The sequence below is a fragment of the Sphingorhabdus sp. genome (genome assembly GCF_050921905.1).
Classification (GTDB): domain Bacteria; phylum Pseudomonadota; class Alphaproteobacteria; order Sphingomonadales; family Sphingomonadaceae; genus Sphingorhabdus_B.
The window spans coordinates 162689-178538 of the sequence record NZ_CP050888.1 but is presented as its reverse complement, the minus strand read 5'-3'; the positions used below and the strand labels follow the sequence as shown (position 1 = coordinate 178538).

14 protein-coding genes are annotated in these 15850 nt (G+C 55.6%); 6 read left to right on the top strand and 8 right to left on the bottom strand.

Translation table 11 applies throughout. From position 1 onward, the window contains the following. Positions 1-10 precede the first annotated feature (10 nt). Together HEQ18_RS00835 and HEQ18_RS00830 are read right to left on the bottom strand one after the other, a co-directional pair. Positions 11-2731 (bottom strand): helicase-related protein, encoded by a 2721-nt coding sequence (locus tag HEQ18_RS00835; protein WP_432816019.1) that lies wholly within the window; start codon positions 2729-2731, stop codon positions 11-13. Between the two features lie 85 nt (positions 2732-2816). Next, positions 2817-4052, bottom strand: coding sequence for an NAD(P)/FAD-dependent oxidoreductase (locus HEQ18_RS00830; protein ID WP_432815143.1), 1236 nt, complete (start codon positions 4050-4052; stop codon positions 2817-2819). Between the two features lie 109 nt (positions 4053-4161). Between HEQ18_RS00830 and HEQ18_RS00825 the strand changes: the two genes are divergently transcribed. From HEQ18_RS00825 to HEQ18_RS00810, 4 genes are all read left to right on the top strand, one after another. After that, complete coding sequence (locus tag HEQ18_RS00825; protein WP_432815142.1) at positions 4162-5325, top strand: isovaleryl-CoA dehydrogenase; 1164 nt, start codon at positions 4162-4164, stop codon at positions 5323-5325. 10 nt (positions 5326-5335) lie between these two features. Next, the gene (locus HEQ18_RS00820) at positions 5336-5515 is read left to right on the top strand and encodes a DUF4177 domain-containing protein (RefSeq protein ID WP_432815141.1); all 180 of its coding nucleotides are present in this window, start codon (positions 5336-5338) and stop codon (positions 5513-5515) included. Then, on the top strand, positions 5515-5829 hold the full coding sequence (locus HEQ18_RS00815) for a gamma-glutamyl-gamma-aminobutyrate hydrolase family protein (RefSeq protein ID WP_432815140.1): 315 nt from the start codon (positions 5515-5517) through the stop codon (positions 5827-5829). The genes HEQ18_RS00820 and HEQ18_RS00815 overlap by 1 nt, the downstream gene beginning before the upstream one ends. A gap of 281 nt (positions 5830-6110) precedes the next feature. Further along, positions 6111-7502 (top strand): aspartate aminotransferase family protein, encoded by a 1392-nt coding sequence (locus tag HEQ18_RS00810; protein ID WP_397604126.1) that lies wholly within the window; start codon positions 6111-6113, stop codon positions 7500-7502. 366 nt (positions 7503-7868) lie between these two features. On the opposite strand, the gene HEQ18_RS00805 is transcribed toward HEQ18_RS00810, so the two are convergent. After that, positions 7869-8638 (bottom strand): IS5 family transposase gene (locus HEQ18_RS00805; protein WP_432815097.1). Its coding sequence is split into 2 segments (ribosomal slippage): positions 7869-8321 and positions 8324-8638, totalling 768 coding nucleotides; the frame shifts between segments, so codons are not numbered across the junction. Positions 8639-8801: 163 nt separating this feature from the next. On the opposite strand from HEQ18_RS00805, the gene HEQ18_RS00800 reads away from it, so the two are divergent. Continuing rightward, complete coding sequence (locus HEQ18_RS00800; protein ID WP_432815139.1) at positions 8802-9605, top strand: FKBP-type peptidyl-prolyl cis-trans isomerase; 804 nt, start codon at positions 8802-8804, stop codon at positions 9603-9605. A gap of 11 nt (positions 9606-9616) precedes the next feature. Here the strand turns inward: HEQ18_RS00800 and HEQ18_RS00795 are convergent, their stop codons facing one another. The 5 genes from HEQ18_RS00795 to HEQ18_RS00775 all read right to left on the bottom strand — a co-directional run bounded on the left by HEQ18_RS00795 (position 9617) and on the right by HEQ18_RS00775 (position 14966). Next, positions 9617-10747 carry an ABC transporter ATP-binding protein gene (locus HEQ18_RS00795; RefSeq protein WP_432815138.1) on the bottom strand — a complete coding sequence of 377 codons (1131 nt, stop codon included), beginning with the start codon at positions 10745-10747 and terminating at the stop codon, positions 9617-9619. A gap of 30 nt (positions 10748-10777) precedes the next feature. Continuing rightward, positions 10778-11614 carry an ABC transporter permease gene (locus tag HEQ18_RS00790; protein WP_296198936.1) on the bottom strand — a complete coding sequence of 279 codons (837 nt, stop codon included), beginning with the start codon at positions 11612-11614 and terminating at the stop codon, positions 10778-10780. Further along, the gene (locus HEQ18_RS00785; RefSeq protein ID WP_432815137.1) at positions 11614-12528 is read right to left on the bottom strand and encodes an ABC transporter permease; all 915 of its coding nucleotides are present in this window, start codon (positions 12526-12528) and stop codon (positions 11614-11616) included. Before HEQ18_RS00785 ends, HEQ18_RS00790 begins: the two co-directional genes overlap by 1 nt. Positions 12529-12531: 3 nt before the next feature. After that, positions 12532-13641 carry an ABC transporter substrate-binding protein gene (locus tag HEQ18_RS00780; protein ID WP_432815136.1) on the bottom strand — a complete coding sequence of 370 codons (1110 nt, stop codon included), beginning with the start codon at positions 13639-13641 and terminating at the stop codon, positions 12532-12534. A 122-nt stretch (positions 13642-13763) separates the two neighbouring features. Next, positions 13764-14966 carry a serine hydrolase domain-containing protein gene (locus HEQ18_RS00775; RefSeq protein WP_432815135.1) on the bottom strand — a complete coding sequence of 401 codons (1203 nt, stop codon included), beginning with the start codon at positions 14964-14966 and terminating at the stop codon, positions 13764-13766. A gap of 256 nt (positions 14967-15222) precedes the next feature. Here HEQ18_RS00775 and HEQ18_RS00770 point away from each other — a divergent pair, with 256 nt between their 5' ends. Beyond that, positions 15223-15831 (top strand): LemA family protein, encoded by a 609-nt coding sequence (locus HEQ18_RS00770; protein WP_432815134.1) that lies wholly within the window; start codon positions 15223-15225, stop codon positions 15829-15831. The last annotated feature ends 19 nt before the right edge of the window (positions 15832-15850 follow it).

Below are 15850 nucleotides of genomic sequence, written 5' to 3'. Positions count from 1 at the left end.
CGCCCCGACCCTACAGCTTAAGCCCCTTTAGCGCCGCCAATTGCAACGCAAGGGATGATGGTTGTGCGCTTTGCTTTGCGGCAACGGGTGCGCGCTCGGGCTTGGCTTGTTGTTTGACCTGTGGTTTACCCGTTGCGCGGGATGCCTGGTGTTGCGGCTTAGCGCGCGGCTGACGCTGTTCGGGCGGGCGCGGCTTTGGAAGGCCAACCCAGCGCCAATGCGTCAGGGTAATGGCTTGCGGCTCCGCTGCTGGCGGCGCGGCGGCCTCTGGGGCGCTCGCTTCGGGTTCCGCGGGAACCGCCGCCTCTAGTTTTTCAGGTTCGGGCGTCCGTGCGACCTCTTCTGCAACAACCTCAATTGGCTCAACCACATTATCAACGACCGTCTCAGGCACAACTTGCGGCTCTGGCGTCTTCTCCGCCGGGCGGAAGCCTGCATCACGCATCAGGGCCTTTAATCCGGCTTCGCTGATGCCCAAAGACGTGGCGAACGCCATGTCCATGCCAAACAGATTACCCTGCCCGCGTGCTTCATGCGCTTTTTTGATAACCCGTTCAGCGAGGTCAATGCGGACATATTCGCCGCCAATCCGGCGATAGCCTGCATTGCGCGCTTCGGAGGCATTGGCAAAATTCCACGCCTTCAAATGCACCGCGCTTTCGGGCGGAAGTTCGGGCATCGCGCGATTGTCGCGCGCCGCAAATAATGCTGCACGCCATTTGGCCGCCGCTGGCTTCAGCGCGGCATGATGATAAATATCAAGTGCGCCAAAGACGATGCCGCCCTTACGCGCTGCGCCGCGTGCTTCCTTAGGCAATGCCGCAATCGCATCGGCCAAATAATGCCGGCCCGCTATGCCGCCTTCGTCTGCCAATCGCACGGCAAGCGCGCGGACATTGCCATCGATATCTATTTGCTGGGCGAGTTCCAATAGTCCGACTATGCCGCCCATGGCCTTCGCCAATTGCGCTGCAATCCAGCCTTCGGCCCGGGTGGTAATCTCGCGCAACGCGTCGCCTTCAAGGCCAGCAACCGCCTTCACCGGCGTAAATGCAGGTTGAAGCAGTGTCCGCCCCTTGGTCAGCGCGCCCAATATTTCGCCCTGCCAGAAAATTGCGGGCTTGCCTTCTCCATCGGCTGCGAGCGAGAATTCGCTATCCTCTGCCATGCTTACGTCCTTTGCCTTTTGTCTCAAATATGCTGCCAAATGTCGTTCGGCGGCGGCCAATAACAGCTTACGGTCACTTGCTTTGGCCGCCGGGTCAACCCGAAAGGCGAAACCCTGTAAAGTTCCAATGTCCTCCCCATCGACCAGAACACGGTTGTCGGCTTGAATGTCCACAGGCAATAAACCGACGTCTTTCGCGCTTTTCCGCAGCAGCATGGATGTGCGTTTATCGACAAATCGCTGGCGCAATGCATCGTGCAACGCGTCGGACAGTTTTTCCTCCAACGCGCGTGCGCGTTCCGCCATGGCGGGCGGATTGGTCAACCAATCGCTCCGATGGGCGATATAGGTCCAGGTCCGCACCGCCGCGATTCGCGCAGAAAGCGTATCGACATCGCCTTGGATATTGTCGAGCCGCGCAAGTTCGCTGGCATAGACGCCTTGTGGAATGACACGGTCATTTTGTCCCAGATATTGCCATAAAGACGCGACGAATCGGCTGTGATGCTCCTCGCCCATTTGCCGGAAGTCAGGCAAGCACGCGACCTCCCAAAGCCGGGCGACGTCCACATGATGGCGGATGAGCGCTTTCACATCGGGCATTTCGGCCAAGCGTTTCAGCACCAACAGGTCGATGACCTTCGGCGCAGGCAATAGCCCCGGACGATGTGGCTTCTTCTCCAAATCCGCTATCAGCGTCGCGATATCGTTAAAACGCGGATTGGCTTCGCGCCAATACAACCAGTCCAGACTTGGAAAACTGTGCCCCTCAATCGCCAACACTTCTTCCGGCGTGAATTCGCTGCCCTCGCCAGCCAATGTCCCGAAACTACCATCGCGCTGGTGCCGGCCAGCACGTCCAGCAATCTGCGCCATTTCGGCGACGGTCAGGCGGCGGCGGCGCGAACCGTCGAATTTGGAGAGGCTGACGAATGCGACATGCGCGACATCAAGGTTCAACCCCATGCCAATGGCGTCGGTCGCAACGAGATAGTCCACCTCGCCTGATTGGAACATCGCGACTTGCGCATTGCGCGTGCGCGGTGACAACGCCCCCATAACGACCGCAGCGCCACCGCGCATTCGGCGCAATGTTTCGGCGACCGCATAGACCTGTTCTATCGAGAAAGCGACGATCGCTGACCGTTTGGGCAAACGCGACAGCTTCTTCGCGCCAGCATAGCTCAACGTCGAAAAACGCGGACGGGAGATGATTTCAGCATCGGGCAGCAACGAACGGATCATCAGGCGGAGACTTTCCGAGCCCAAGATCATCGTTTCCTCCCGCCCGCGCGCATGCAATATCCGGTCGGTAAAAATATGCCCGCGCTCGGGGTCGGCACCCAATTGCGCTTCGTCTATGGCGACGAAGGCAAATTCCTTCTGAATGGGCATGCTTTCAACGGTGCAGCAATACCAGCGGGCTTGCGGCGGTTCGATCCGCTCTTCACCCGTGATTAAAGCAACATTCTGCACGCCCTTCATGGCGACAACGCGGTCGTAAATTTCCCGCGCCAGCAAGCGTAAAGGAAACCCGATCATCCCGCTGGAATGCGCGCACATCCGTTCGACAGCAAGATGCGTCTTACCCGTATTGGTTGGGCCTAAAATGGCCGTGAGGGCGGAACGGACTGGGGGCAAATTTACATCAGTTGGCCATCAAAGCTGCGGCGAGTTCCTTCAATGGCACGTCGGTATCGGCCAATTGTTCAGCCGAGGGCGAGAGGCCCTCGGTCACGAACAAGCGGCCTTGGACATAATCCTTGGTCGCGTTGACGCAGTCGAGCGCAATAACTTTACCGGCCTTCAGATAGACCACAGAGAAGCTGCGGGTAGCAGGGTCACCGCGCAACACCGTGGCATCATAACCCGCGCTGATGCCTACCGTTTGCAGACGCAAATCATATTGGTTGGACCAGAACCATGGCACCGCATGATATTGCGTCAACGCACCAGTCAGGCTTTTGGCCACGGCATTCGCCATATCATTGGCGTTCTGCACCGATTCAACGCGCATCACATTGCCCCCTGCAAAATCATTAGCATGGGCCGCGCAGTCGCCAATGGCATAGATGTCAGGCAATGACGTCCGGCAATAGGCATCGACATCAACTCCGGCCCCGCCCGCCGCGCCAGCGTTCAGTAAAGGCGCAACTGCAGCAATAATACCAATGCCGACAATGACCATTTGGGCGGGGATCACCTCGCCATCGGCCAAATGCACACCGGTGACAAAATCTTCGCCCTGTATGCCACGTATTTCAACACCCAGGCGCACATCGACACCATGCGCGCGATGCTCGGCCTCGTAAAAGCGCGATAGGGGCTCGCCAGCAACCCGCGCCAACACGCGGTCCATCGCTTCCAGCACAGTGACTTTCTTGCCCATTTTACAGAGCACAGCCGCCGCCTCAAGTCCGATATACCCGCCACCCACAATCGCAATGTCAGCGACATCGTCGAGACCGTCCAGCATCCGGTCCACATCCGCGCGCGTGCGCACAACGTGCATCCCGGGCAGATTGCCGCCCTCTACAGGCAATGGCCGCGGACTGCCGCCAGTCGCCCAAATCATGTTGCCATAGGAAATGGCCGCCCCGTCAGACAGTGTCACCTTATGGGCAGATGGATCGACCACCTCAACGCGCAATCCCAATATCATATCGACGCCGCGCTCCGCCCAGAAAGCGGGCGGCCGGATCATGATGCGTTCAAACGCTTTGTCGCCCGCGAAATAGTCTTTCGACAAAGGCGGACGCTCATAGGGATATTCAGGCTCAGCGTTCACCACGCCGATGCTCCCTTCATATTTGGCCTGCCGTAGCGCAATCGCGGCCTGCGCGCCGCCGTGGCCACCACCGACAATAAGAATATCATAATGCATCAGTGCAGATTCGCTCGCTTAACAAACATCGCTTGAGCGGTAGGCAAAAGGTCGCCCACTGGCTAGTCCTATGCTTGCAGCATATGCAATTAACTGGCAAAGCAAGGCCATGACAAGCATGACATTAGACTTTGCCCTTGGCGATAATGCCGACATGATCCGCGAAACGACGAAGCGTTTTGCAACCGACAAAATCGCGCCGCTCGCGACCAAAATCGACGCGGATGACTGGTTTCCGCGGGATGAGCTTTGGCCCGCCATGGGCGAACTCGGCTTGCATGGCATAACCGTCGATCCGGCCGATGGCGGCCTTGGCCTTGGCTATTTGGAGCATGTTGTCGCGGTCGAAGAAGTCAGCCGTGCCTCTGCTTCTATTGGCTTGTCCTACGGCGCGCATTCCAACCTGTGCGTCAATCAGATCGCACGCTGGGCCACGCCTGAGCAAAAGGCGAAATATTTGCCTAAGCTTATTTCCGGTGAACATGTCGGCAGCCTTGCCATGTCCGAAGCGGGCGCTGGCTCCGATGTTGTGTCGATGAAGCTTAAGGCTGAAGCGGTTCAAGGCGGTTATATCCTGAACGGCACCAAATTTTGGATCACCAACGCGCCTTATGCCGACACTTTGGTTGTCTATGCCAAGACCGCGCCAGAAGCGGCTTCACGTGGCATCACCGCGTTTCTGATTGAAAAAGGCATGGAGGGTTTTTCCATTGGCCAGAAAATCGATAAGGTCGGGATGCGCGGTTCGCCAACCGCGGAACTGGTATTCAACGATTGCTTCGTATCCGACGAACAGATGATGGGTCCGTTGCATGGCGGGGTTGGCGTATTGATGTCCGGCCTGGATTACGAACGCGTTGTGCTCGCCGGACTTCAGCTTGGCGTGATGCAGGCCTGCTTGGATGTCGTCCTGCCTTATGTGCGCGAACGCAAGCAATTCGGTAAGCCCATTGGCAGTTTCCAGCTTATGCAGGCGAAGGTCGCCGACATGTATGTCGCGCTCAATTCTGCCCGCAGCTATGTCTACAATGTCGCGCGCGCATGTGACGCGGGGCAGACCACGCGCTTTGATGCGGCGGGCGCAATCCTGCTTGCCAGTGAAAGCGCGGTGAAAGTCGCTGGCGAAGCAATTCAGGCCCTCGGCGGCGCTGGCTATACCAAGGATTGGCCCGTCGAGCGCTATTGGCGCGATGCCAAATTGCTCGACATTGGTGCGGGCACAAATGAAATTCGGCGGATGCTGATTGGCCGGGAGCTGATCGGAGCTTCGTAAGGAGAGTGCGATGCAGTGGGAGTATAAAATTATCGAAATGGATATGAGTTTCAAACCGGGCGATCCAAAGCCGCATCTTGATCGCGAAGGATCCGGTGGGTGGGAACTGGTATCGGTCATAAAGCAAGGCCCCTTTCGCGGCGACACCCAAGTCTCGCTGTTTTTCAAACGTCCTGTCACTCGGAAGTAATGACGGCCCGCCCCGTCCTAGGCGTCATTGCCTGCAATCGCATCGTCGGTACCGAACCGGCACAAGCGGTGATGGAGCGGTATATTCGTGCGGCGATGACCTACGCTGACGCGGCCGCGTTGATTGTGCCGTCATTGCCAGACCTCATGACCGCGTCAGAGGTTGCACCCAGACTTGATGGCATCTTGCTGACCGGCAGTCCGTCCAATGTCGCAACGGCGCACCTTTGTTCGCGGTGCAATGGCACCCCGAATGGGGCACAGAAAATGACCCGGATTCGCAAACCTATTTCCACCTTTTGGGAAAGGCGTTAAGAGGCGAACTGTGAACAAAACAGTGACCCGATATAATCGCTATCAAGCGCGGATAGGCTTTTCGCCTTAAGGGCATATAAGCCCCTCCTCTTTAGGCGTGGAGGGACCAGTCCCCCGGACTGGTCCGAGAGGCTCCACGGGGTTGGGGTGGGGTTTATCGGCCTTACACGGCGCCTCCAATCCCCACCCCGCTGCAACTAGGCAGCAAGCTGCCAAGTCTCGCTGCCCCTCCCCTGAAGAGGAGGGGCTTGGTTCTTCCAAAATATCTGAGGGTTTTAGATATGCCACGTAATTACGACATCGCCGAACTGCGCCGTTTGGACATCGCCCACCATCTGCCCGCGCAAGCCGATTGGCAGGAAATAGAGGATCTGGGCGGTAGCCGGATCATCACCCATGCCGAAGGCTGTTATATTCATGATGGCGACGGCAACCGCATATTGGACGGCATGGCTGGCCTGTGGTGCGTCAATGTCGGCTATGGCCGTGACGAATTGGCCGAGGTCGCGCGCGAACAAATGCGTGAGCTGCCATATTATAACAGCTTCTTCAAAACAGCGAACGCGCCTGCCATCATGCTGGCGGACAAGATTGCCAGCCTAACAGGTGGCCGCCTGCCGCATGTGTTTTTCAACAGCTCCGGCTCCGAAGCCAATGACACCATATTGCGGATGGTCCGCCATTATTGGCAAGTGAAGGGCGAACATAGTCGCACTATCATCATCAGCCGCCATAATGCCTATCACGGCTCCACCGTCGCGGGCGTCAGCATGGGCGGGATGAAGGCGATGCATGGCCAAGGCTTCCCCGCGCCGGGCATATTGCCGATGGCTGGTATTGAACATGTGCGTCAGCCTTATTGGTATAATGAAGGCCGCGACATGACGCCGGAGGATTTCGGCACGGCATGTGCGCAAGCCATTGAAGACAAGATATTAGAGGTCGGCCCTGAAAACGTCGCGGCCTTCATTGGCGAACCTGTGCAAGGCGCTGGCGGCGTTATCATCCCACCTGCCAATTACTGGCCGCAGGTTGAGGCGATTTGCCGCAAATATGGCATATTATTGGTCTGTGATGAGGTTATTTGCGGCTTTGGGCGTACCGGCAACATTTGGGGCCATGAAACCATGGGCATCCAGCCCGACATTATCGCGATGGCCAAGGGGCTGTCGTCTGGATATCTGCCCATCTCCGCTGTCGCAGTAAGCGCGGACATCATAAAGGTGATGAAGACCGGCGGCGATTTTGTGCATGGTTACACCTATTCGGGCCACCCGGTCGCGTCCGCCGTTGCCTTACGCAATATCGAGATCATGGAGCGCGAAGGCCTGGTCGATAGGGTCCGCAATGAAACCGGGCCATATCTCGCCAAAGCACTAGCCCCCTTGCGTGACCATCCTTTGGTTGGTGAAGCACGGTCCATCGGCTTGCTTGGCGCGGTCGAGATTGTGGCGGACAAGGCAACAGGCGCGCGGTTTGGAGGCGCAGAGGGCACAGCCGGCCCGATGGTCCGCGATATTTGCATCCGCAACGGCCTGATGGTGCGCGGTATCCGCGACAGCATCGTGATGTGCCCGCCATTGATTATCAGCACAGCCCAAATTGACGAGCTTGTCGGCATCATTCACAAATCGCTCGATGAAGCAGAGCCGAAATTGCGGGCGATTGGATAAGGGCAAATAAGAAACCGTAGCGCTTCGCCCTTCAGCGAGAAGTTGTTCTTACACCGCTAACGTCACCCTGAACTTGTTTCAGGGCCTATCCTGCCTCGTGATCAAAGGGTTCCTGGAAAAATGGACCCTGAAACAAGTTCAGGGTGACGGCGATATTGAGGGTAACGGCGATGACGGGGGGTGACGAGACTTGGCTACGAGGCATTCTCGTCATGCTGAACGCGTTTCCGCATCTGCTCGGATCCCGCTTGCAATGTAGGATTTCGTTTGAGAGAGTCGCCGCGCTGGCAAAACGCTGGCGTGGCTCTTTCTCAGTATAAAGAATATCCTGTAATCGCCACGCACCGCATCGTTTTAGGTGAGACTTTAGGTCACAGACTCATTATGTCTCAACCAGATCCGGATTGATGCGAGTTGGACAGATGCGAGATAATTATCGTCTCTTTGATCGTATCGCGTGGCAACTGCTCTGAAGTGCTTGAGTTTATTAAAGAAGCGCTCGACGAGGTTGCGTTGCTTATAGAGGAGGTGACTAAATACCGGTTTGATCACGCGTTGCGGCATGGCGCGGATATTGGCCCTGGCACCGCGCGCCTCCATTTCGGCGCGCAACGCATCGGAGTCATAAGCCCGGTCGGCGAGCAGGATATCCCCTTTGCCGACGGTATCGAACATGTCTACTGCACTGCGACCATCGGCGGCTTGCCCTTCGGTCAGCTTGAGCATGATCGGCATGCCCATCGCATCGACCAGTGCATGTATCTTGGTGGTCAGGCCGCCACGCGAGTGACCCATGCAACGGGATCGCTGGTCTTTTTTTTACCATTGGCTCCATGTTGATGAACCCGGATCGAGGACGAGTCGATCATCTGGATATCGCCTTCGTAAGCCACGGAAACTGCATCCAATATATGCTTCCACACACCAGCTCTGCGCCAGCGGTTGAACCGGTTCACACAGGTCGTATACGGACCGTATCGCGCCGGAATATCCGCCCAAGGCGCGCCAGTGCGTAACCGCCAGAATATCCCGTTCAAAACCCGCCGATCATCAACCCGCTTCACGCCACGCACCTTGGTCGGCAACAAAGGCTGGATCACCAACCACTCGAAATCTGTCAAATCAAACCGTGCCATCAACTTCTCCCTTTCAGGAAAAGCATTGAATCAGATATCAATCACTTTGGGAATCTAATTTATGAGTATGTGACCTAGTGTGACTTTCCAAATTCGGTCACTCTGTTTGAGACGTATAAAACCCAACTGGACAAATGACGACCAGTCACTATCGAAGGCATTTATGAAATCGTTAACGCTCAAGCGTGCCTTTATGGCCGCTGTTGTCACACCTGCCCTTATCCTTGCTTTAGCGCCCGTCCAAGCGGCGGCGCAGGGAGCGGCAAAGTCAAAAACTCCCGTGCTCACCTGCAGTGTCAAAACACCAGAGGGGCTGTCCTACTCAGTCATCACGCCGGGCAATGGTGATCGGCCAAATGCCGAGTCCAAGGTCATAGTGAATTATAAGGGCATGCTGACCGCAGACGGCACCGAATTTGATTCCGGCCAAGCTGCCCAATTCCCCGTTGGCGGCGTCATTCCCGGATTTGCACAGGGGCTGCAACTGATGCAGCCGGGCGGCAGCTACCGCCTCTGCATCCCGGCGGCGCTTGGCTATGGCGCAGCGGGCACTGGCCCCATCCCGGCCAATGCCGATCTGGTGTTTGAGGTTGATCTGCTCTCCTTCACCAACCCGCCACCAAAACTCGTCATTCCCGTCGCCGAACGCGCCTGTTCGCAATCCACCGCAACTGGCCTCGGTTTCGAAATCGTAAAATCCGCCACGGGCAGAAAGCCAACCGATGGCGACATGGCTTTGGTCGACTTCACCATCTTTGACGCCGCGACCGGCCTAGTGCAGCAAAAAAGCGAATGGGAGAAAATCCCGTTGAACCAAGCATCGCCGATTTTCAGCGAAAGCCTGAAAATGATGCAGACAGGGTCAACTTATCGTTTTTGCATGCCTAAAACCGCAGACGGATCGCTAGAAAGCAACATCATCGTCACATTGATCGATTTGAGGCCAGCGCCAAGCGGTGACAATTGAGAACGAGGCCTCTAGCTCAACAAAACAACCGGACTGTCGGCACGCCAGTGCATGCTGACTTTGTCGTCCCAGGTGAAGTCTTCCTGGTCATGGCGGGACAGGTTGGGGCGGCTGACGCGGATGATTTGGCCGCCTTCAAGTTGAATATCATATAAAGTGACATCGCCAAGATAGCTCATACCCTTAATCGTACCGCGCGCCAGATTGTGGCCGTCTGGCGCGTCTTGGGCCGCAGCGCGAAAGGCTTTGCCCTCGCCGGGGACGTGCAAATAAATTTTTTCGGGCCGCAACGCGATCCAGACATTTGCTCCATGGGGGCCGGTGACACCGTGGTTCAGGTAAACCTTACCAAGGCCCGGACAATCGACGGCAGCCTTATCGGGTTCATCCAGCGTCAGCGTGCCTTCAAATATGTTCACCGAACCCACGAAATCCGCAACAAAGCGGTTGGCGGGATATTCGTAAAGGTCCGATGGTGGCGCGAGTTGTGCGACTTCGCCTTTATTGATCACGGCAACACGGCTTGCCATCGAGAGCGCCTCGTCTTGATCATGGGTGACCGTCACGAAGGTAATACCGACCTTGTCCTGCAAATCCGCCAGTTCGAATTGCATTTGCGCACGCAGTTTGGCGTCAAGCGCGGAGAGTGGCTCATCAAGCAACAACACCTTGGGCCGCATGACCAAGCTACGTGCGAGCGCAACACGTTGCCGCTGCCCACCTGACATTTGGTCGGGCATCCGGTCCTCAAACCCGCCAAGCTTCACCAGCTCCAACGCTTCGGCCACGCGGTCGCGAATCTCGCCTTTCGATACGCCGGATATGCGCAGGCCATAGCCGACATTATCGGTCACATTCATATGCGGAAACACGGCGTAGCTTTGGAACACCATGTTCACGGGACGCTTATTGGGCGGAACAAGGCTCATATCCTGTCCATCGATTAGGATCTGTCCCTCAGTTGGCAATTCAAACCCAGCGATCATCCGCAACAAAGTCGTCTTGCCGCAGCCTGACGGCCCAAGCAGAACGAAGAATTCGCCTGCGCGAATATCCAGACTGACATTATCAACCGCCGTCACCTTGCCAAAGCGTTTGGACACATTGCGGATTTGGATGATGGGCTGTTTGGTTTCGGTCATATCAGTGTTCCGTAAGTGGCGGTTCGCATCTCAATGGGCATCCGATATGCCCTTCACACCCTGATATTTCAGCGCGACGAAGGTCAGGGCGACAGTGAGAACGATGAGAATGGTCGACGCGGCGTTAACCTCTGGCGTCACCGAGAAGCGGACCATCGAATATACCTTTACCGGGAAGGTAATGGTGTCGGGGCCGCTGGTGAAAAAGGTGATGACGAAATCGTCGAGGCTGAGCGTGAAGGCGAGCAACGCGCCTGCGACTAAAGATGGCTTTATATGCGGCAGCAGGACATCGCGAAACGCCTGCCACTCCGTCGCGCCAAGGTCCTTTGCCGCCTCTTCCTCTTCATTGTTAAAACTCGCCAATCGCGCGCGCACGACCATAGCGACAAAGGGAAAGCAGAAAGTAATATGCGCAATGGTAATCGCAGACAGGTTGAGCGGCCATGGCAGGTCGGTTGGCCAGTCGACCTTGGCGAAAAAGATCAAAAACGCGACGCCCAGGCATATTTCGGGGACGATGATCGGCAAGGACATGGTGCCTTCGACCAGCCCCTTGAATGGAAAACGAAAGCGCCAGAGCATGACCGCAGCCAGTGCGCCTATGACCAGGCTGACGATCGTCGCCAAAAACGCGATGGTGAGCGAATTGACCATCGCTTCGACCAGGCTGTCATTGTTCAGCGCCTTTTCATAATATTTAAGCGTGAAACCTTTCCACATCACGTTGCGCTTGCTGTCGTTAAAGCTGAAAATCATCAGGACGATGAGCGGCGCATAGAGGAACAGCATGGTCAGCCCAACCCAACTGCGCATCCAAAGCTTGCGGGTATATTCAAGCGGGGCGATCGCGGTGCGGGTAAACATCAGCGCACCTCCTTCACTTTGTTCGACCGCATCGATTGCAGCGCAATCAAAATGAACATTACGTAGATGAGCAAAAAGGACAAAGCCGCGCCAAACGGCCAGTCGTTGGCGCGCTTAAACTGCCGTTCGATAACATTGGCAATCATCTGGCTATCGGTGCCGCCCATCAGATCGGGCGTCAGATATGCCCCCAATGCCGGGATGAGCGTTATCATAACGCCGGCAACAATACCGGGTGCGGCAAGCGGCACCACGACTTTCATGAAGGTTTTGAAATGGCCTGCGCCCAAATCAAGGCTCGCCTCAATCAGGCTTTTGTCCAGCCGGTCGAGCGCCGAATATAACGGCAATACCATGAAGGGCAGGTGCACATAGACCAGCCCCAATACGACCGCAAAATTATTGTAGAGCAACTGCACAGGCGTCCAAGCCTCAAGCGGTTGCATGCCCACCAATGTGCGCAACCAGCTTGCGCCCTCCCACAGCCCACCCAACCCCTTGTTCATATAGCCGTTGGTGCCCATCAACGCCATCAGGGCATAGGTGCGGATCAACAGATTTGTCCAAAACGGCAGCATGATGCCGAGCAGCAGCCAAGGCCGCCATTTCGGCGCAACAAAGGTAATGGCCATTGCCACGGGAAAGCCAATGATGAGGCAAATCAATGTCGTGAGCGCAGCCACCGCCAGGCTTTTCAGGAAGATCGAAAGATACAGCCACTCGGTCGCGCGTTTGTAATTGTCGAGCGTGCCGGAAATATCAATGTCGGCTGGACCAGCATTCTGCCCAAAGCTGTAGAGCCAGACGATGGTCATGGGCGCGATGAAGAACAGGGCAAGCCAGAACACCGGTGCCGAGGCAACGGCGGCAAAAGGCTTCTTCTGGCTTTTCCAGTCCTGCAACGGCCCTGACATCAATTAGGCCGCCCGAACGCGGGTGAACGCCTCCTCATATTTCGGCTGCAGCTCTGGATTGAATTTGGCATATTCGCATTTCGCCAGAACAGCGGCGGGCGGGAAAATGACCTGATTATTTTTATAATCATCGGGCATCAACGCCTTTGCTGCGTCATTGGGTGTTGGGTAAAGGATTGTCTCGGTTATCTTCTTACCCGCTTCGGCATCCAGCAAATAGTTAATGAAAGCATGGGCATTTTTCGGATGCGGCGCACCCTTTGGAATGCACAGATTGTCGGAATTTAGCTGGCTGCCTTCCTTGGGCATCACAAAGCCAATGTCGGGGTCTTCAACCATCGCCTGCGCAATGTCGCCATTATATTCAAGGACAAGATCAACCTCGCCCTTCAGCAACAGATCCTGCCCATTGTCTTCATGGAAGGCTTTAATGCTCGGCTTTTGCTTGATCATCATCGCTTCAATCATTTTGATGTCAGCGTCGGTCAAGCCATTGACCGATTTACCCAGATATTTGCCATAAAGCCGGAACATGTCGCCAGCCTCGGACAGCACAGCAATGCGGCCCTTATATTCGTCACTGTCAAACAGGACTTTCCAGCTATCCGGCACCGACTTCACCTTGGACTTGCGATACCCAATGCCAAGCGCCAGCCATGTGTAAGGCATAGAATATTTGCGCGCAGGATCATAAGGCACATCCTGATAATCCGGGGCAATGTTCTTGAAATTGGGGATCTGCGCTTTGTCGAGTTCAACCAGCATATCCGCAGCGGCCATGCGCTCAACAAAGTCGTTGGATGGCACGATAACGTCATAGCCTTGGTTGCCAGCGCGCAGCTTGGCGAACAATTCGTCGTTACTGGCGAACAAAGTCATGTTCACGTCAACGCCGGCGCTGTCCTTGTAATCTTCCAACGTGGTCTCACCAATATAGGTGTCCCAGTTATAAAAGTTCAGCTTGGCCTCTTCGCCATTGGCAAGCTTTGCCGCCTCTTTCTCGCCACATCCAGCAAGCGCACCAGTCAGCGAGAAGCCAACCGCCGCAACGCCCATGCCTTTCAGCATAAAGCGCCGATTGCTACCTGCGTGCAAAAAGGTCTTAAAATCCATGGCCAATCTCCCTCTGATTCCCCGTCTGTGAGGCAGTTATGCTGGACTAATATCCAGACTTAGAAAAGCCCCTTTTTTCCATGTTTCGCGGCGTAATTTAATTGTTTTGCACCGCAACAAAACTATTTCGCGCGCGGCGTTACCTCTGCATCGACCGCCGCTTGAACAGCCTTGTAAAAGGCTTCCCGCTGCGCACCCACCGTGTTGGGGTCAGTTGCCTTGGGCCAGTTACTGTTTGATGCGATCACAAGGTTACGCTTTGGGTCAATGAAGATGCCCTGCCCGAAAATGCCTTGGGCAGCGTAACTGCCGTCGTCATAGGTCCAATATTGGTAGCCGTAGCCCTTACCGGGCATACCGATGTCGGCTTGTTTGCTCGTCGCTGGCGCGATCCAGTTGTCGGGCAAGATGCTTGCGCCCTTTACCTTCGCTCCGCCCATCATGAACACGCCAAAACGTGCATAATCGCGCGTCGATGCCTGAATGCAGCAACCGCTGATCTCGTGCCCGGTCGCACCCAATAGCCAGCTTGCGTCCTGTTCCATGCCAAATGGTGCCCATAGCTTCTCGGACAGATATGCGGACAAGGTCTTCTTTGTGGCGGAGCTAACCAACACGCCAATCAAATTGGTTTCGCCGGTTTTATAGACCCATTTTGTACCAGCAGGCGCCTCACGCCGCAATTTGCGCATGTAGCTGACGGTCACGTCCATGCCGTTTTCGGCCTTATGTGTGTTAAACAAAGCGACGTCGGACTTGGGGTCCCCATAATCCTCATTCCATTTGACGCCCGACGTCATCGTGAGCAATTGTTCGATGGTTACGTCATCATACGCCGAGCCCTTCAGATCAGGGATATAGGCCGAAACCTTGTCATCGATGCTTTTGATATAGCCGTCTTTTATCGCCGCACCGACCAAAGTGGAGGTGAATGATTTCGCGACAGAGAAGCTGGTCCATTTACCCTCTGCGCCAAAACCGAGACCATATTTTTCCATCCGCACTTTGCCATCCTGAATGATGACCAACCCCGCGGTGCGTTGCGCCTTCATATAGGCATCGACATCCGTTGCGATCGCCAGCGGAGCGCCCTTGGGCAAAGGATATACCTCGTCGCCTTTCGCAATGACATTGGCTTTAGAAAGGATGGGTATCCGATCCATCGTACGAAACGCGGCGTCGCGTTGCTCTACGCTCCAGAACAGCACGTTAGCATCCGTCGGCAGGCTGGACAGGAGCGCTTTCATATCCTTGTCCGCGCTGACCCAGAAACCGCCCGCTGCCGATGACATGACCAGCAAAAACCCGAATATCCATTTTTTCATCCTGCTCCCCCAATATTTTATCTTTTGATCAAAGTGACCGGCGTAACATTGATGCCGACGCACTTGGACCCGCTGCTGCAATACATCAGATAATAGCGCCAAAGCGAAGTAAATTTATCGCCAAAGCCCGTTAGTAAAATTCATTGTGCGAACGACAGCAGTCATTGCGAAAGACCATAATGCGCCTTATGTATGTAACACACGCCCCTTAAAGGCTGGATTTCTAGGCATTGTGCCAAGTGGAGGAGTTCGTTAGATGCGTATAACCTTTTTGAAATTTCTTCTGGTGCCCGTTGCTGCGGCGTCCTTAGCAGGATGCGGTATCAACAGTGTTCCGACGGCTGAAGAAAATGCCAAGGCGAAGTGGGCCGATGTGCAAGCCGCGTTTCAAGAGCGCGCTAACCTCATTCCCAACCTAGCCAATATTGTTAAAAGCGCAGCAGCGCAGGAAAACAAGACGCTCACTGAAGTCATACAGGCACGTGCGCAAGCCACCTCGCCCAACATCCAGGTCAACCCTGACGACTTAAGCAATCCTGCAAAGATGGCCGCGTTTCAGGCCGCACAGAATCAATTGTCGGGCAGCTTGTCGCGCTTGCTCGTTTCGGTCGAGCAATATCCGCAGTTGAAAAGCCAGGAAGGTTATTTGAAATTGCAGGACCAATTGGAAGGTCAGGAAAACCGCGTGCGTATTACGCTGCGCGATTATAATGAAGCGGTGCGCGGTTATAACACCACCATTCGCACATTCCCCGATATCATTGGCGCAAAAATCATCCACGGCGCAAAGCCGATGGTTCCTTATCAAGCCACAACACAAGGTGCCGAGACCGCACCAACGCTAGATATGGCGCCTGCGGCCTAAGGCCAATTTAGGGAGTTGA